Below are 15,285 nucleotides of genomic sequence, written 5' to 3' on the forward strand. Positions count from 1 at the left end.
GTCTTAGCCGCTAGCCCCGGGGACGATGATGACAAGAGTCGTGAGTCAAGCGTGGGTCGCCCTGGCCCTGGCCGCGCTGATGTTCGGCGGGCTCGGCTGCTCCGGCGGCAAGGATCCCAAGATCCCGGGAGACGAGCTGGGGACCTATGCCGTCGTCTCGACCCTCCAGACCTCGACCTGTGGCCCCGGCGCCCTCGGCTCGAAGGACCTGTGGCAATTTCAGGTGAAGCTCTCCCAGGAGGGGCACGACCTCTACTGGCTCAACGGTGCCGAGGCCATCGCCGGGGATCTCGCGGCGGACGGGGTCTCGTTTGGCTTCGACAGCCACGTGGTCGTGAACGCGATCGCCGCCGGCAAGGGGCAACCGGGTTGCGCGATTTCCCGGATCGACACCGGCAGCGGCAGGCTTTCGAGCTCTGCCCCCGGTCGAGAGCTTCGAGGGCACACTCCGCTATGGGTTCCAGCCTTTGGCGGGCTCCGACTGCACACCCCTCATGGCCGTCGAAGGTGGTTTCCACACCCTGCCCTGCGAGATGACCTACGCCATGACGGCCAGTCGCAAGCCGGACTGAGCTAGAGCGCCGAACAGGTTGAACGTCGTTTGTTTTCAGCGACTTGCAAGGTGTTCGGCGCTCGCGCGCGGAGCGCGCACGGCCGAAGGCCGGGGGTTTGGGGCGCAGCCCCAACGGAAAGGTCCTAGAACACGCGCAGCGCAAGCTGATCGGTGTTCTAGGCGCCGCAGAACCTCGCAAAATAACCGGCTTTGTCCCGGATGGGGCCAGAGAGTTGGCCCACGTGCGCCCAGCATGCTAGCCCTCATTGCATCACGTGATGCACGGACGCTCGTCCCGGGATTATCCGGTGGGAGAGTTCACTCCCACAGCACACCAGACTGAGGCCTTTCGGGGCCTCCCGTATCGAAAACGTCTCGCACGGCAGGGCAGCAATCGCAGTCGTCCGTAGTTCGGTCGTGGCTCTTGTGGACGCCCTGACCCCCGAGACGTCCGGCATAGCCGGAGGAGGTGGATCGCATGAAAAACCAACGGACCCTGACCCTGGAGGTCTCGAGGACCTAGGCCCCCTCCTTGGGCCCAGTTCGGCGGGATGCCGGGTCATGGGCGTAGCGGCCGGGTGCGGAAACTCCGCTCCCGGCCGTTTTTTCTTTGGGGCTGCCCGGGGCGAGCTCGAGGCACGGGCGGGCCGGGCGCTCGTTTGCGGCGGTTTTGTCGGAACCCGACAAAAAGACGGTTCGTGGACGGCCCCCCTTCGTCTAGCCTGCCGCCCGTGCTGACTTCTGTAGCTGCTTTGGTGGTCGCGCCGATTGCGGCGCTCTTGGGCGCAGCGGGCTTCTTCTGGGACAGCCCCATCTTCGCCAACGACACCTGGTCACGCCTGATGAACGGGCTGCGGATCGGGCTCACGCTCGGTGGTGCGCTGCTCGTGATCTACGAGGTGCGGGCTCGCCGGCTCGGCGAGTCAGTGCCGCTGCGCACCCGCAAGCGCATCGCCATCGCACTCACGGTGCTCTCGTTCGGCGCGTACTTCGACTTCTTCAACCCCAACACCCGTTACCCCGAGTACTACCACCGGCACGAGTTCTTCCACTACTACCTCGGCTCGAAGTACTCGCAGGAGCTCAGCTATACGAGGCTCTACGAGTGCTCGGCCATCGCCGAGATCGAGCTCGGGCGGGGCGCCGAGGTGCGCAAACGCGAGATCCGCGATCTGCGCGTGAACCTGATCAAACAGGTGAACGACACCTTCGTCGTCACCGATCCGTCGCAGTGCAAGCAGCACTTCACGCCGGACAAGTGGGAGGCCTTCAAGAAGGACGTCAACTGGTTCTGGTCGACGGCCCGGGGTTCCTACTGGGAAAACATGATGAAGGACCACGGCTACAATCCGCCGCCGGTCTGGACCATGAGCGGGAAGTTCTTCTCCAGCTTCGGTGTGGCGGGCGATGGGTTCTTCAAGATCCTGTCGTCCATCGACGTCGTGTTCCACCTCGGGGTGGTGCTGCTGCTCTACTGGGCGTTTGGCTGGCGAATCGGCGCTATCGCCACGGTCTTCTGGGGCTGTAACGCCCCGGCAAACTTCTACTGGACCGGCGGCGCGTTCCTCAGACAGGACTGGTTCTTCCTGCTGGTGGCGAGCCTCGCCTTGGCGCGAAAACGCCGCTTCTTCCTGGCCGGTTTTGCCCTGACCTGGTCGGCGCTGCTCCGGGTGTTCCCGATGATCTTCTTCGCCGGCTGGGCGATCATCATCGTGTTCCACATTCTCCACGAGCTGCGCGCCCGCCGCGCCGGGCGTGGCAACGACGGCGGCTTGCTCGGGCTGTTCCATGCGGACCACCGCCGCCTGCTCGCGGGCTGCATCATCGCGTCCGCCACGCTCATTCCCGCGAGTGTCGTGGTGGCGGGGGGCGACTCTTACAAGGAGTTCGTCTCGCACACCCTCAAGACGCACAACAACACGCCGCTCACCAATCACATGGGGCTCGAGACCATGCTGGTGCACGACTGGAAGGGGCGCATGCGCTTCACCCGTGACGACAACCTGGACGATCCGTTCCAGGGCTGGAAGCAAGGGCGCGTCGATCGGCACAAACAGCTCAAGTGGGTCCACATGGGGATCATCGGGCTGCTCTTCCTCTGGACCGCCTGGGCACTGCGCCGCACGAAGTCACTGTGGATCGCTCAGGCGCTCGCGGCTCCCCTCGTCATGGCCATGACGAACCTGACTTGTTACTACTACTCGATGTTCATTCTGTGCGCGGCGCTGGCCAAGGCGCGGCGCCCGCTCGGACCGGTGGTGCTGGTGGCCAGCGGCGCGAGTCAGATCCTGCTGCTCAGTTATTACTGGGTCGACGACAAGTTCACCGCGCAAGCCTGGCTATTCGGCATCTTCAGCCTGGTCTTGCTCTGGGGTTATTCGCGGCCGTTCAGCCTGGAGCGGCTGAAGGCCTGGTGGGCGGGCAAACCCGAGCCGAAGAGCGGCAGCGACAAGAGTGAGCCACCGCCGCTGCCGGCGGAGTAGGGCGCGACCCTCAGATGGCCGGGCGCACCGCGGCGAGCGCGCCGGCCATGCCACGGGGGAATGCCGAGAGCAGCACGTCGAGGTGCTCGCGATCGGTCTCGATGCCCTTGACCGTGATGAAGGCGGTGATCGCGTCCACCAGGCGCTGCGCCCTGGGGTTGTCGACGAACTTCGGGTGTTTCATCACGTCGAGCACGATGATGTCGTCGTGAGCGTCCACCAGCATGGCCGGCCGTTTGGGCATGAAGGCCGCCAGGTTGCCGGGTTTGCTCAGATCCAGCGCGCCGCTCTTCAGGAGTGTCGCCACCGGGGTCTCCGCGCTTGGATCGGTGAGCTCGAGCTTCACGTCCTTCAGGCGTAGCTCGAAGCGCAGCTCGTCGGAGTCGAGGCACACCCGCTCGATGAAGACGGTGGCGGCCGCCCGCACGCTGGTTCCGGCGAGCTCCACGATGGCGCTCGCGCGGATCCCCGGGGGCACCGCCTCGACGTTGACGTCCTTCGGGGCCTTGCGCCCCTTCACCTGCCCTGCGAGCCAGCGGAGCGCGTCAATCGGCACACCAAAGCGGAGGCCCGCAGCGTTTTTCACAGCCCGAAGCAGTTCCTCGGGATGACGTTTGATGTAAGCTCCGGCCGCTCCGACCATCGCCTTCTTGTCTGGCATGGTGGAGCACTATACACCCCCGGCCCCCGCCGTAACGAGGGGAACGTCGTCATGTTTCGCCGCTCAGAAATCCCCGCCACCGAAGTCCACGACACACTGCGCCGTCACATGCTCGTCGACGGTTACCCCATCGTGATCGACCTCGTGAACAGCCAAGAGAGCTGGATCCGCGATCACATCACGGGCACCTTGTACCTGGACTTTTTCAGCTTCTTCGCCTCGAACCCCATCGGCATGAACCACTCGAGCATGCTCGATCCGGACGTGACCGAGCGGCTGGCCAAGGTGGCGGTGCAGAAGGTCTCGAACGCCGACTACTACACCAAGTTCATGGCCGAGTTCGTCGACACGCTGGCGCGCACGGCTGCACCACCGGAGCTGCCCCACTACTTCTTCGTCGACGGCGGAGCACTGGCGGTCGAAAACGCCATGAAGGCCGCCTTCGACTGGAAGGTGAAGAAGAACCGCGCGGCCGGCAAGCAGGGCGACAAGGGCTCACAGATCCTGCACTTCGAGGGGGCGTTCCACGGACGCAGCGGCTACACCCTGTCGGTCACCAACACCGATCCGGTGAAGACCGATCTGTTCCCGAAGTTCCCCTGGCCGCGGGTGTCCGCACCTGGCATCACCTTCCCCCTCGAAGGCGAGAACCTCGAGCGGGTCAAACAGGCCGAGGCGCGCTCCATCGCCGAGATCGAGCGGGCGTTCGACGACAACCCGGACGACATCGCCGCCATCTTGATCGAGCCGATCCAGGCCGAGGGCGGCGACCACCACTTCCGCGCGGAGTTCCTGCACCAGCTGCGGCGCATCGCCAACGAGCGCGAGGCGCTCTTGATCTTCGACGAGGTGCAGACGGGCATGGGTCTCACCGGCAAGTGGTGGGCGTTCTCCCACTTCGGGGTCGTGCCGGATATCCTGTGTTTTGCGAAGAAGATGCAGGTCGGCGGCATCTTCGTCGGGCCGCGCATCGACGAGGTGCCGGACAACGTGTTCCAGGTGCCGAGCCGCATCAACAGCACGTTCGGCGCGAGCCTGACGGACATGGTGCGGGTCACCCACATCCTCGAGGTGATCGTGAACGAGAACCTGCTGGACAACGCCAGAGTGCGAGGCGCGGAGCTCTTGGCTGGCCTCACGGCGATCCAGGAGGCTCACCCGGGCGTCGTGACCAACGCCCGCGGGCGCGGCTTGATGTGTGCCATCGATCTGCCGACGACCGAGCTGCGCAACAAGGTCGTGCAGCGTTGTTTCGAGGACAAGATGATCGTCCTGAAATGTGGCAGTCGCTCGGTCCGCTTCCGGCCGACGCTCACCGTCACGGCCGACGCCATCGAAGAGGGTGTGCGGCGGCTGGGACAGGCGATCAGCGAAGCGCTCGCCTGAGCATCAGCGCGCTCACTCGGCTTTTTTCGGCAGCTGGGCCGCGGGCTCTTCCGCAGGCTCTGCCGCCTCGCCGTTCGGCAGCTCGCCCTTCACGCCACGGTGGGCCAGCTCCCAGTTCATCCGGCTCGAGATCGTGTGCGCCAGCTTGCCCACGAGGTCCGGCACCTCACCGATCAGGTTCGCCCACAGGCTGCCCGCGTCGGCGTCGACCGTGAGCAAGTGCGCGTGGCCATCCTTGCCGATGGCGATGGCCGCCACCGGATCGAGCTCCACGGCGCCGCCCGCCCCTTGGGTGCCGGTATCAGCGCCGGACTTGCCGCGGTGCGCGCCGGCCTTGGCAGAGCCCGCGCCGAACGCGACCTTCAGGCGATGAACGGGGATCACCACCGCGTCGCCCGCCTGCTGCGGCTCGCCGATGATGGTCTCACTCTTCGAGATGCCATGCACGCCGTCGAGCAGGCTGTTCACGATCTTGGTGATCTCGTCGCTCATGTGCCGACCCTAGGCTCCTTTGCCAGCTCTCGGCTGGCGGATTTTCACATTTCGTATCAAGTACCAGGCCGCGTCAACGAAGAGCAGCCCGGGCCACAGCCGGACCGAGCCGGATCCCGCCACGGAGCCCCGATCCACGCTCTCCCAGGAGGGGTATTGACGGATCACGATCGCGTCCGGCAGCAGCGGCGCAAAGGCGTAAATTGCGCCCAGCAGCTTGCCGGTGAGCGTGATGTCCCGAAATCCGTACTCCAGGTCGAGCTGCGTCGGCCCCAGCTCGACCCGGCGTCGCTCGCGGGTGACGAACAAGAACAGATCCACGGGGTCGAGCCAGCGCTCGAGGTGGGCATAACGCGCTCGGGCGCGCTCGAGCGCGCCGGTCGCTTCGGCTTCTCGGTCGTCGGTCACGTTGTCCTCGGCGCGTGGGCTCGCGAGCTCCGCCAGCTTCTTGCCCCACAGGCGTTTGCCGAAGACATGCACGCTGAGCTGCGCCTCGACTCCCTGGGCCATGACGCCGCTGGTTGCCACCGGACCGAGCTGCGCGCCGCCCGCGAGCGCCCAGAAACCGTTCGGCTCGCCTCGACCCTGTAGGCTGAAGCGCACACGCAGGGGCAGGAAGAACAACCCCACCCCGAGCAGCAGGAGCCCGAGCGCAACGTAGACCCAGGTGCTCAAGCCGGCACCGCCGCGCCGCTACTTCTTCTTGCCGTCGCCGAGCTTCGGTGCAGCGGCCGCAGCGAGCTGTTTGGTGGCCTCCGGCAAGATCTCGAGGCCCTTGCGCAGCACGGCATGTTTGCCTTTGTTGAGGGCGAGCATGTGGGGCACGCCATCCTCACCAACGACCACGAAGGCCTTCGGCTCCACCACCAGCGCGCCACCGGCACCGCCGCCCTCGATGCCCGCGTCACTGGGCTTCTCGTCCGCGTCCTTCTTGCCGCCCGCGCCGGCCATGCCAGCACCGAACGCGATGCTGATCTTGCTGAGCGGCACGACCTTGGCCTTGCCCGCGTCGCGGACCTTGCCCACGACGGCGTCGCTCTTCGAGACCTTGTTCAGCTCCGAGAGGAGCCCGGTGAGCAGATCGTTGAGATCCATGCCGGGACACGACACCACGCTCCTCGGAGCCCGTCAAACTCTGGAGACAAGCGGGCAGGAGCATGAGGTAACCTGCTTGCAACATGCTGCCGAGCACTGCCCAGAACCTGGTTTGCCCGCGCTGCGGCCTTGCCCTCAGCGCGGCGCACAGCGGCGCGGCCGCGCTGCACGGCTGCCGGAGCTGCGGCGGCGTGTGGCTCGACGGGGCGACCGCAGCCCGCCTGACCCAGGCCCTAGATGGGGCGACCTACACGTTGCTGGAAGCCGGCGCAGGTCAGGCTACCGCGCCGGTGGACCCCGCCCGGGCCATCGTCTGCCCCGAGTGCCGCGCCCCGTTGACCCGCTGGACGGTCCAGAGCGCGGGGGTCGAGGTCGACACGTGCGGCAACCACGGCACCTGGTTCGACCGACACGAGCTCCAGCGCATCGCGCAATCGACGGCCATCGCCCAAGCCTACGGGCGGGGCGCCCCTGCGGCGACCGCCGGCGCGGCGAACCCGGTCGCCACGGCTAGCGCGAGCGACGATTCGGGGGACGACTCGAGCTGGGACGCGCTCGAGCTCGGGCTTGGAGTGGTCTTCGGGGTGATCGGGGTGCTCAGCGACTAGCTGCACAAGTCGAACCCGCCAACGCAAGAGGCCGTGACACGACCGCGCGTATGGGACAGCATCTGGGGAGCGAGGAGTTTCTGCATGGCGGGCTTGCGGCGAACGGGCGGGGTTTTTTCCGGCCTGGCACTGATGGCGGCATGCTCCGCAGGGGGCGGCTCGGGCGGCGCCGACAACGGCGGCGGAACGTCGGGCGTGAGCGGTGGCGGCGCCGGTGGGGGCGGGGGCATCAGTGTCGGCGGCACGTCGGGCGTCGGGGGCAACATCAACCTGGACTCGGGGCTCGGCGGCAGCGGCGGCGACATCGGAGACTCCGGCTGCTCAACCTACACCGACGAAGCCAAACAGACCTACGAGCCCGCGGACATCATCTGGGCGGTCGACACCTCCGGCAGCATGATCGAAGAGACCGCCGCCGTTCAAGCCAACCTCAACGCCTTCAGTCAGCAGATCTCGGCGACGGGCATCGACGTGCACGTGGTGATGCTCGCGGCGTACCCGTTCCTGATCTTGCCGGGGATCTGCGTACCCGGACCGCTCGGCTCCGGGCAGTGCCCCCCTGCGGGCTCCGACACCAAGCTGCCGAACTTCTGGCACCACCCGTCGGCCGTCATCGAGAGCGTCGATGCCGCGCTGCGCCTCGTGCAGTTCTTCCCCGATTACAAATTCATGCTGCGCCCCGGCGTCTTCAAGTACGTCGTGGTCGTCACGGACGACGACTCCAAGAACGACCCGAACAGCTCGGGCGACGCCGGCAAGTACGACAACAACCCGACCGGGTTCATCTCGGATTTCACCAACCTCGACCCCATGATGTCCGACGGCTCCGGCGGCCGCATGTGGAAGATGTCGAGCATCTACTCGTTCACCCAGTGCTCGAACGCCGCCAACATCGGCCAGGCCTGGAAGCAGATCGTCAACACCACGGGTGGCGTGCACGGCGACATCTGCAACTGCCCACCGGGACAGGTTCAAGCCTGCGCGCAGACCTTCCAGAAGGTGTTCGACGAGCTGGCCAAGAAGATCATCGCCGGTGCGAAACCCCTCGCCTGTGAGTGGACCATTCCGCCGCCCGAGCCGGGCAAGACCCTCGACCCCAACAAGGTGAACGTGGAGTTCGTCGACCAGGCGTCAGGGCTCCCGGAGACCATCTATCACGTCAACGACGCCGGGGCCTGCGACGGCACACTCGGCGGCTGGTACTACAACGACAACAAAACTCCGACCACGATCAAACTCTGCCCGGCCAGCTGCAGCAAGGTCACGGGCGCCGGCCAGGGCAGCAAGATCAACGTCGTCTTCGGCTGCGCCACGCTCAACATTCCGAAGTGAGCCGACGAGGCGAAGTCAGCCCAGGGCCTCGGCCAACACACTCACGACGTCGGCGTCGATGCAGAACGTCGCCAGCCGATCGTGGGGCGTCTCGCCCCGGTTCACGATCACGTACGGCGTGCCGCGCCGCGCGCCCGCCAGGGGCACGTCCGCCGCCGGCGTGACGACCAGAGAAGAGCCGAGCGCAAGCAGCAGATCCGCGCGCTCGGCGTGGCGAAATGCGCTCCCGAGCTGGGTCATGTCCAGTGACTGACCGAACATCACGACTGCCGGTTTCATCAGCGCGCCGCAGGCGCTGCAGGTCGGCGGCTCCCGGGTCCGCTCGAATTCCAGCATGCAACGCTCGGTCGGCTCGCGCCTTCGACACTCGGTGCACTCGACCGCCGAGTTCGTGCCGTGCAGCTCGATCAACTTCTCAGCCGAAGTACCGGCGGCCTGGTGCAGGCCGTCGACGTTCTGGGTCACCAGACACGCGAGCTTGCCGCGGCGCTCGAGCTCGACCAGCGCCAGGTGCGCCGCGTTCGGCCGCGCATCGCGGAACGCGAGGTACCCCTCGAGCTTGAACTCCCAGTAGTCGCGCCGCGCGTCCTCGTCCGAGATGAACTCCTGGTAGTAGGTCGGCGCACGCGACTGCCACACCCCCGCAGGACCCCGAAAGTCCGGGATGCCACTGCCGGTGGAGAGCCCTGCGCCCGTGAAGGCCAGCACCTTGGAGCTGCGCTCGAGCAAGACCCGGAGTTTTTCGACCTCGGGAGCCATCACTCCGCGTCGATGCGCCAGATCGTGCCGTCGAAATCACACACGTAGAGCTCCCCGACGGCGTCCTGACCGAAGGACGAGACCTGGCCCGGAGCGCCCGCCGAGGTGATGTCCTGGGTGATCTCCGCCTGGCCGTTGGCCTTGCCGCCTGCATACGTGAAGCTCCAGAAGCGGCTCGAACAGTAGTCCGCGTACAGATATGTCCCGCGCAGCGCGGGCACGTTCTTGCCGCGATACACGTAACCGCCGGTCACGGAGCAGCCCGACGAGTGGGAGTACTCCGCCACGGGCGGCTCCTTTCCGCTCTGGTCGCAGTTGGTCTTCGGGTCGTAACAGTGGGTCCCCTCCATCACCCGCCACCCGTAGTTGGTACCGCTGCCCTTGCCGCTCGGCTCCACGTCGATCTCTTCCCAGGCGCCCTGCCCGACGTCGCCGATGTACATGTCGCCGGTGCAGGCGTCGAAGGACCAGCGCCACGGGTTGCGCAATCCGTAGCTCCAGACCTCCGGCGCCGCCCCGCCGGCCGTCATGTTCCCGGTCGGGATCCCGTACGCCTTGCCGCCAGCCGGCGCGTCCACATCGATGCGCAGCATCTTTCCCAGCAGCACCTCGACGGACTGCCCATTGCCGACGGAGCCATGCGCGTCGCCAGCGCCGCCACCGTCCCCTAGGCCGAGGTACAACATGCCGTCGGGGCCAAAATTCAGCGCGCCCCCGTTGTGGTTCGACTCCGGTTGGTCCTGCTCGAGGATGATCTTCTCACTGCCGGCGTCCGCCTGATCCGGATCATTCGCCGACCTCGTGAACTCCGAGATCACCGTGTCTCCGGAGCCGGCCTTGGAGTAGTGCACGAAGAAGCGTCGATTTTCGGCGTACTTCGGGTGGAACGCGATGCCGAGCAGACCCTGCTCCCCACCGACCTTGGGCTTGATGTTCAGGAACGCCGTTGCGAGCTTCGAGCCGTTCTTGATGATCGAGATCACACCCGGCTGCTGCCCGATGAACAGCCGCTCGGTGTCACCGAGGGGGCTGCCCGCGAAGATCGGGCGATCGAAGCCACTGGCGACCTCCGTCAGCTTCAGGTTCACGGTCCCGCTCGCCGGCGAACAATCAAAGAGGCTCGCTGCACCGCCGCCAGTGCCAGACGTGTTGCCGGCACCGCCGTTGCCTCCGCCCCCCGCGGCGCCGGCACCGCCGGCACCTCCGCCGGACGTGCCCCCGGTGGCCTTCGCGCCCCCGCCGTCATCGCTGCCACAGCCACTCACCGTCACCAGCGCTGCAAATAAACTCAAAACGAGCGCACTCGACCAATCGTTCACTTCGACACCACCTGAAGCGCGGGACGTCCGCGACAAGGCGAGAAGTGTAGAGCGCCGACCTGCGGCGAGCCAACCAGGCGGGGGATTCGCCTCCGCCACCGAGCCCTTCAGGGCAGCGTTTTGCCGGTGATCTTGAAATAAAAGTGCCGCCGTAGTTGGTCGTGCCCGGCGCTGTTCGGGTGTGTGCAGTCGCTCGCGTACCAGCTGGGCGGGAAGTTGAAGCCATGGTTCGTGAACAGGGCGTGAATGTCGCTGAGGTACTGGCCCTTGGCTGACACCTGTTTTCCGATCTCACCGTTCCAGTTCGCAAAAAACCCGGCCGTCGGGATCGTGGGCAGGCCCTTGCCGAACGCGCACTTGTTCACGCCGAAATTCCCTTGTCCATCGCTTGCGTCGTAGATGGTCGCCTCGAACACGTGGACGGCGACCCCAGGTCCGAAGCGTCCAGGAGCGAGCAGCGCGTCGAGTGCCGCCGAGATGTTCGCGCCCATCGCGGCGCGGGCGGCGCCATCGAGGCCGGTTGCGATGGCGGGCAGCTGATCTTTCATATCGTTCCCGCCGCTCGTGATGCAGACAGCGACCGGGCCCGGCAGTGCGCCAGGCAGCGCTTTGATCTGACCCACCAGCGCGCTGGTCTTCGAGCCGCTCTGCGCCTTGTTCGAATAACTGAGGGTCGGGAACTTCTGTTTCAGATCCTGCTGGAGGAGCGCGTAGTAGAACGGGCCCTGTCCGCCGCCATCGCTGATCGAGTCACCGAGCACCACCAGCGAGCCGACCGTGGCGAGCGCCGCGGTACCGCCGCCGGTGCCTGCTCCGCCCGCGCCAGCCGCCCCGCCGCTCCCCGCTGCGCCCCCGGAGCTCTGACCCGCAGCGCCACCTAGACTCTGCCCGGCCGTGCCGCCGGAGGCCTGACCGGCGACGCCCCCGCCGCCGCTCGCCCCACCCGACGAGGTCCCCGCCGCCCCACCGACCTCGGTCCCGGCGCTACCCCCGGCGCCTCCGACGCCGCTGGAGCTGTCGTTCGCGCTGCAGCCGGCGAGCCCGGCAGCACCCGCAATCACGAAGAATCCGCAGCATTGGCGCCATCCGAGCATGTGGGCCTCCCTTCCAGTGAGAATGTACACGAATTGCCGGCCCGTGGACCGAAATACTCGCACGGTCCAGGGTGCTAGCGTCGCCGACGTGCGAACTCGGAGCTTCGGCGAGCTGACCGTTCACCTCGCCGGCGGTGCGGACCGCGAGGGTGGCGGAACGGGCCCCGCACTGGTGCTGCTCCACGGTTTCGGCGCACCGGGCACCGATCTGGTGTCGTTGTGGCGTGAGCTCCGCGCGCCGTCGGGCATGCGCTTCGTGTTCCCCGAAGCGCCGCTCACCCTCGATCCGGACGGCACACTCGGCGCGCCCGATGCCCGCGCCTGGTGGCAGCTCGACATGCTGAAGCTGGAGCGCGCGCTCAGCCGGGGCGAGCTACGCGACCTCACCGGCGACGTGCCCGATGGACTCGCCGAGGCGCGAGCGAAGGTCATCGGCATGCTCGACGCGCTGCAGGATGAGCTGGGTGTGAGCGGTGAAACGCTGGTGCTGGGAGGTTTTTCTCAGGGAGCCATGCTCGCGCTCGACGTGGCGCTCCGGACCGAGCGGCCCCTCGCCGGCCTGGTGCTCTTGAGCGGAACCTTGCTCGCTGAACACGAATGGCTCCCCCTGATGCCAAAACGCGCCGGACTGCCCGTGCTGCAGAGCCATGGTCGAGCGGATCCGCTGCTGCCCTTTGCCATCGCCGAGTTGCTCGGAGAGCGCCTGCGCGAGGCAGGTCTGCGACACCAGTTCGTCACGTTCAACGGTGGCCACGAGATCTCGCGCGGTGTTCTCGAGGCCCTCGACGCTTTTCTCGCGCAGACGCTCGGCGCGAATTGACCCGATGAGCTGTACGCCCGCCGGATCGTAATCGGCGGTACGCACTCGGGCCTGGCCGCTTTAGTGGACCTCCTGAAGCCTGCAGCTTGAAGTCTGTAGCCCTGCGAGCGTCGGCCGCCCCAGGCGTCGCGTCCACCCGCGCGGGCAACGCGCCCCGCCCTGCCCGAGCGTGCTGGCTGTCGTAGGGGCTGGGACGAAAGCCTGGGTTCGTGCTAGTCGTGCTCGCTTCCCGTGGAAACCCAGAGCCAAGCCGAAGACCGCGCCCGCGAACCCGACGAGGGCGGAGTGGTGCGCGAAGAAGAGCAGTGTCTCACCCGGGTGCTCGGCCACCTCGATGCCCGACAATCCAGGGAGTCCCGCCCACCCATCGACTACGAGTCGCAGATGCTGGGCTTGCGCGACGAGATCGCCGTGGCTCGCCTCGAAGACGTACCGCCGCTGGTCGAACAGATGGAGCGACTGCAGGTGCTGGCCGCGCACCAGAACACGGTGACCGAGTCCTATGTCGACGCGAGCTCGCCTTATTTTGGCCGCATGGTCCTGCAGGAAGGCCCCAAAAAACGCGAGGTCCTGATCGGTCGCGGCACCTACCTCGACACCACGAGCGGGGTTCGCATCGTCGACTGGCGCGACGCACCAGTGAGCCGGCTCTACTACCGCTACGACGAAGGCGACGAGTACGACGAGGTCTTCGGTGGGCGCGAGGTGACGGGTGAGGTGCTCACCCGTCGCAGTGTCAGCATCGTCGAGCGCACCCTGCGCCGCATCACGTCACCCGAAGGCACCCACGTGAGGACGGCCTCCGGGGCGTGGCGCCGCCTCGCCACCGACGCTCTGAAGTTGCACGGTGGGCAGGGCACGGCGCCGCGCGCTGATCAGACCCGTCGCCCCACCAAGCTCGGGATCGGCGATGCCGATCTCAACGAGGACAAACACCTCAAGGAGATCACCGCGCTGATCGACCGGCGCCAGTTCGAGCTGATCACCGCGCCGAACTCGGGACTGGTCGTGATCCAGGGCGGCGCCGGCAGCGGCAAGACCACGATTGCGCTTCACCGCCTGGCCTACCTGAATTTCCAGGACCCGCGGCGCTTTCGGGCCGACCGCATGCTGGTGGTCGTCTTCAACGCCGCGCTGGCCCGCTACATCTCCCAGGTTCTGCCGGCCCTCGGCATCGAGGGCATCCCGATCCGGACCTACGAGGCCTGGGCGGAGCGGGCACGGGAGGTGCAGCTACCTTCGCTACCCAATCGTTACAGCGAGGACACACCCGGCGTCGTCACCCGGATCAAGAAACACCCGGCGATGCTCAGCGCCATCGACGACCACGTTGCCGGTCTGGCGCGCCGAATCGAAGACCGGCTAGTCGCGGCGCTGGGCGCTGCGGAGGACACCGAGAGCGGTCAGGCGCTGCTGAACACCTATCGCGCCTCTCCGGACCGACCGCTCGCCCACCGCGTACACAGCGTGGGTGCCTGGCTGGAGAGAAGCGGCCGCTCGCTGCCGAAAGATGCACGCGTCACGCTCGAGCGCCTGACCCGCGAGGGCGTCCGCGAGGCGCGGGACGTGGTGAGCGCCTGGGCCGATCTGGTGAGCGACGCGACGGAGCTGAGAGCCGCGTTCGAGAAATACGCGCCGGGCGCCTTCTCCGAGGCCGACTTCAAGCGCATCCACAACTGGTGTGCGGCGCACGCGGGGCACGCCGTCCATTACATGGAAACCCTGATCGACGAACCCCACGCCGGAGCGGAGCGCGACGCGAAACACAAACGCTCCTCCGACAGCGGCGACCCGGCCCGAGACGAGTACGAAGAGGAGCTGCGCCGTGGAGTCGATGGGCGGGAGCTCGACGACCACGTGCACCTCGACCGCGAGGACGACGCGCTCTTGCTGCGCTTCTGCCAGCGCCTGCGCGGACCGCTGATGCGCGGGGTGAAGGGCAAAGAAGCCCTGGTGTACGAACACATCATGGTCGACGAGGCCCAGGATCTCTCACCGGTGGAGCTGGCGGTGGTCCTCGACACCGTCAGTGCGGCGCGGAGCGTGACGCTGGCGGGTGACGTCGCGCAGCGGCTGCTGATGGACAACGGATTTTCGGACTGGAAGACCGTGCTCGGCGAGCTCGGGCTCGCACACGTCGCCGTCGAACCCCTCAAGCTGGCCTATCGCTCGACCCAGGAGATCATCGACTTTGCGCGGGACGTGCTGGGACCGCTCGCCCCCGACGATCCTGCCCAGGCCACCCGCAGCGGCGCGCCGGTCGACCTATTCGTTTTTGCGCACGCCGGTGACGCAGTCGGATTCCTGGGTGAAAGCCTGCGCGAGCTCATGCGGCTCGAGCCCCGCGCGTCGGTCGCCGTCGTGGCGCGATATCCCGAACAAGCGGATCTCTATTATGAAGGCCTCAAGAAGGCTGAGGTACCCTACCTGCGGCGCATCGCCGACCAGGACTTCCCGTTCCGAGCTGGCGTCGACGTGACCGACGTACGACAGGTCAAAGGCCTGGAGTTCGACTACGTCGTGCTGGTCGAGGTCAGCCACTCGGCGTACCCGACCGAGGAAGAGGCGCGCCACTTGCTCCACATCGGCGCCACCCGCGCTGCACACCAGCTGTGGGTGATCGCGACTGGCAAGCCGAGCGAGCTGCTGCCCGAGGCGCTGCGCGAGCGAGGGTACTGAGGTC

The 15,285-nt window shown here is 66.9% G+C and carries 14 protein-coding genes; 7 read left to right on the forward strand and 7 right to left on the reverse strand.

The features are described 5' to 3' along the window. Positions 1-40 precede the first annotated feature (40 nt). Together IPI67_18475 and IPI67_18480 are read left to right on the forward strand one after the other, a co-directional pair. Positions 41-577: a hypothetical protein gene (locus IPI67_18475; GenBank protein ID MBK7582178.1), complete on the forward strand. Its 537-nt coding sequence runs from the start codon at positions 41-43 to the stop codon at positions 575-577. 707 nt (positions 578-1,284) lie between these two features. Next, positions 1,285-3,036 carry a hypothetical protein gene (locus IPI67_18480; GenBank protein MBK7582179.1) on the forward strand — a complete coding sequence of 584 codons (1,752 nt, stop codon included), beginning with the start codon at positions 1,285-1,287 and terminating at the stop codon, positions 3,034-3,036. Between the two features lie 10 nt (positions 3,037-3,046). Here the strand turns inward: IPI67_18480 and IPI67_18485 are convergent, their stop codons facing one another. Next, on the reverse strand, positions 3,047-3,697 hold the full coding sequence (locus tag IPI67_18485; protein ID MBK7582180.1) for a hypothetical protein: 651 nt from the start codon (positions 3,695-3,697) through the stop codon (positions 3,047-3,049). A gap of 51 nt (positions 3,698-3,748) precedes the next feature. On the opposite strand from IPI67_18485, the gene IPI67_18490 reads away from it, so the two are divergent. Then, positions 3,749-5,083 carry an L-lysine 6-transaminase gene (locus tag IPI67_18490; GenBank protein ID MBK7582181.1) on the forward strand — a complete coding sequence of 445 codons (1,335 nt, stop codon included), beginning with the start codon at positions 3,749-3,751 and terminating at the stop codon, positions 5,081-5,083. A gap of 12 nt (positions 5,084-5,095) precedes the next feature. On the opposite strand, the gene IPI67_18495 is transcribed toward IPI67_18490, so the two are convergent. Genes IPI67_18495 through IPI67_18505 form a run of 3 tightly spaced genes read right to left on the reverse strand, consistent with a single transcriptional unit; the run spans position 5,096 to position 6,670 of the window. After that, positions 5,096-5,575 carry a hypothetical protein gene (locus tag IPI67_18495; GenBank protein ID MBK7582182.1) on the reverse strand — a complete coding sequence of 160 codons (480 nt, stop codon included), beginning with the start codon at positions 5,573-5,575 and terminating at the stop codon, positions 5,096-5,098. A gap of 9 nt (positions 5,576-5,584) precedes the next feature. Beyond that, entirely contained in the window at positions 5,585-6,250 is a 666-nt protein-coding gene (locus tag IPI67_18500; GenBank protein ID MBK7582183.1) for a hypothetical protein, read from the reverse strand. Positions 6,251-6,268: 18 nt separating this feature from the next. Beyond that, positions 6,269-6,670, reverse strand: coding sequence for a hypothetical protein (locus IPI67_18505; GenBank protein MBK7582184.1), 402 nt, complete (start codon positions 6,668-6,670; stop codon positions 6,269-6,271). 83 nt (positions 6,671-6,753) lie between these two features. On the opposite strand from IPI67_18505, the gene IPI67_18510 reads away from it, so the two are divergent. Then, positions 6,754-7,278: a zf-TFIIB domain-containing protein gene (locus tag IPI67_18510; GenBank protein ID MBK7582185.1), complete on the forward strand. Its 525-nt coding sequence runs from the start codon at positions 6,754-6,756 to the stop codon at positions 7,276-7,278. An 84-nt stretch (positions 7,279-7,362) separates the two neighbouring features. Continuing rightward, entirely contained in the window at positions 7,363-8,610 is a 1,248-nt protein-coding gene (locus tag IPI67_18515; GenBank protein MBK7582186.1) for a hypothetical protein, read from the forward strand. A 15-nt stretch (positions 8,611-8,625) separates the two neighbouring features. Here IPI67_18515 and IPI67_18520 read toward each other — a convergent pair whose 3' ends face one another. The 3 genes from IPI67_18520 to IPI67_18530 all read right to left on the reverse strand — a co-directional run bounded on the left by IPI67_18520 (position 8,626) and on the right by IPI67_18530 (position 11,782). Then, positions 8,626-9,369: a Sir2 family NAD-dependent protein deacetylase gene (locus IPI67_18520; GenBank protein MBK7582187.1), complete on the reverse strand. Its 744-nt coding sequence runs from the start codon at positions 9,367-9,369 to the stop codon at positions 8,626-8,628. Continuing rightward, the gene (locus tag IPI67_18525) at positions 9,369-10,724 is read right to left on the reverse strand and encodes a PQQ-dependent sugar dehydrogenase (protein MBK7582188.1); all 1,356 of its coding nucleotides are present in this window, start codon (positions 10,722-10,724) and stop codon (positions 9,369-9,371) included. Before IPI67_18525 ends, IPI67_18520 begins: the two co-directional genes overlap by 1 nt. 71 nt (positions 10,725-10,795) lie before the next feature. Further along, a complete protein-coding gene (locus tag IPI67_18530) occupies positions 10,796-11,782 on the reverse strand; it encodes an SGNH/GDSL hydrolase family protein (protein ID MBK7582189.1) in 987 nt (328 codons plus the stop codon). Positions 11,783-11,870: 88 nt separating this feature from the next. On the opposite strand from IPI67_18530, the gene IPI67_18535 reads away from it, so the two are divergent. Next, positions 11,871-12,602: an alpha/beta fold hydrolase gene (locus tag IPI67_18535; protein ID MBK7582190.1), complete on the forward strand. Its 732-nt coding sequence runs from the start codon at positions 11,871-11,873 to the stop codon at positions 12,600-12,602. Between the two features lie 231 nt (positions 12,603-12,833). Continuing rightward, a complete protein-coding gene (locus IPI67_18540) occupies positions 12,834-15,281 on the forward strand; it encodes an ATP-binding domain-containing protein (protein ID MBK7582191.1) in 2,448 nt (815 codons plus the stop codon). The last annotated feature ends 4 nt before the right edge of the window (positions 15,282-15,285 follow it).

It is taken from the genome of Myxococcales bacterium (assembly GCA_016706225.1).
In the GTDB taxonomy this organism is placed as follows: domain Bacteria; phylum Myxococcota_A; class Polyangia; order Polyangiales; family Polyangiaceae; genus JADJKB01.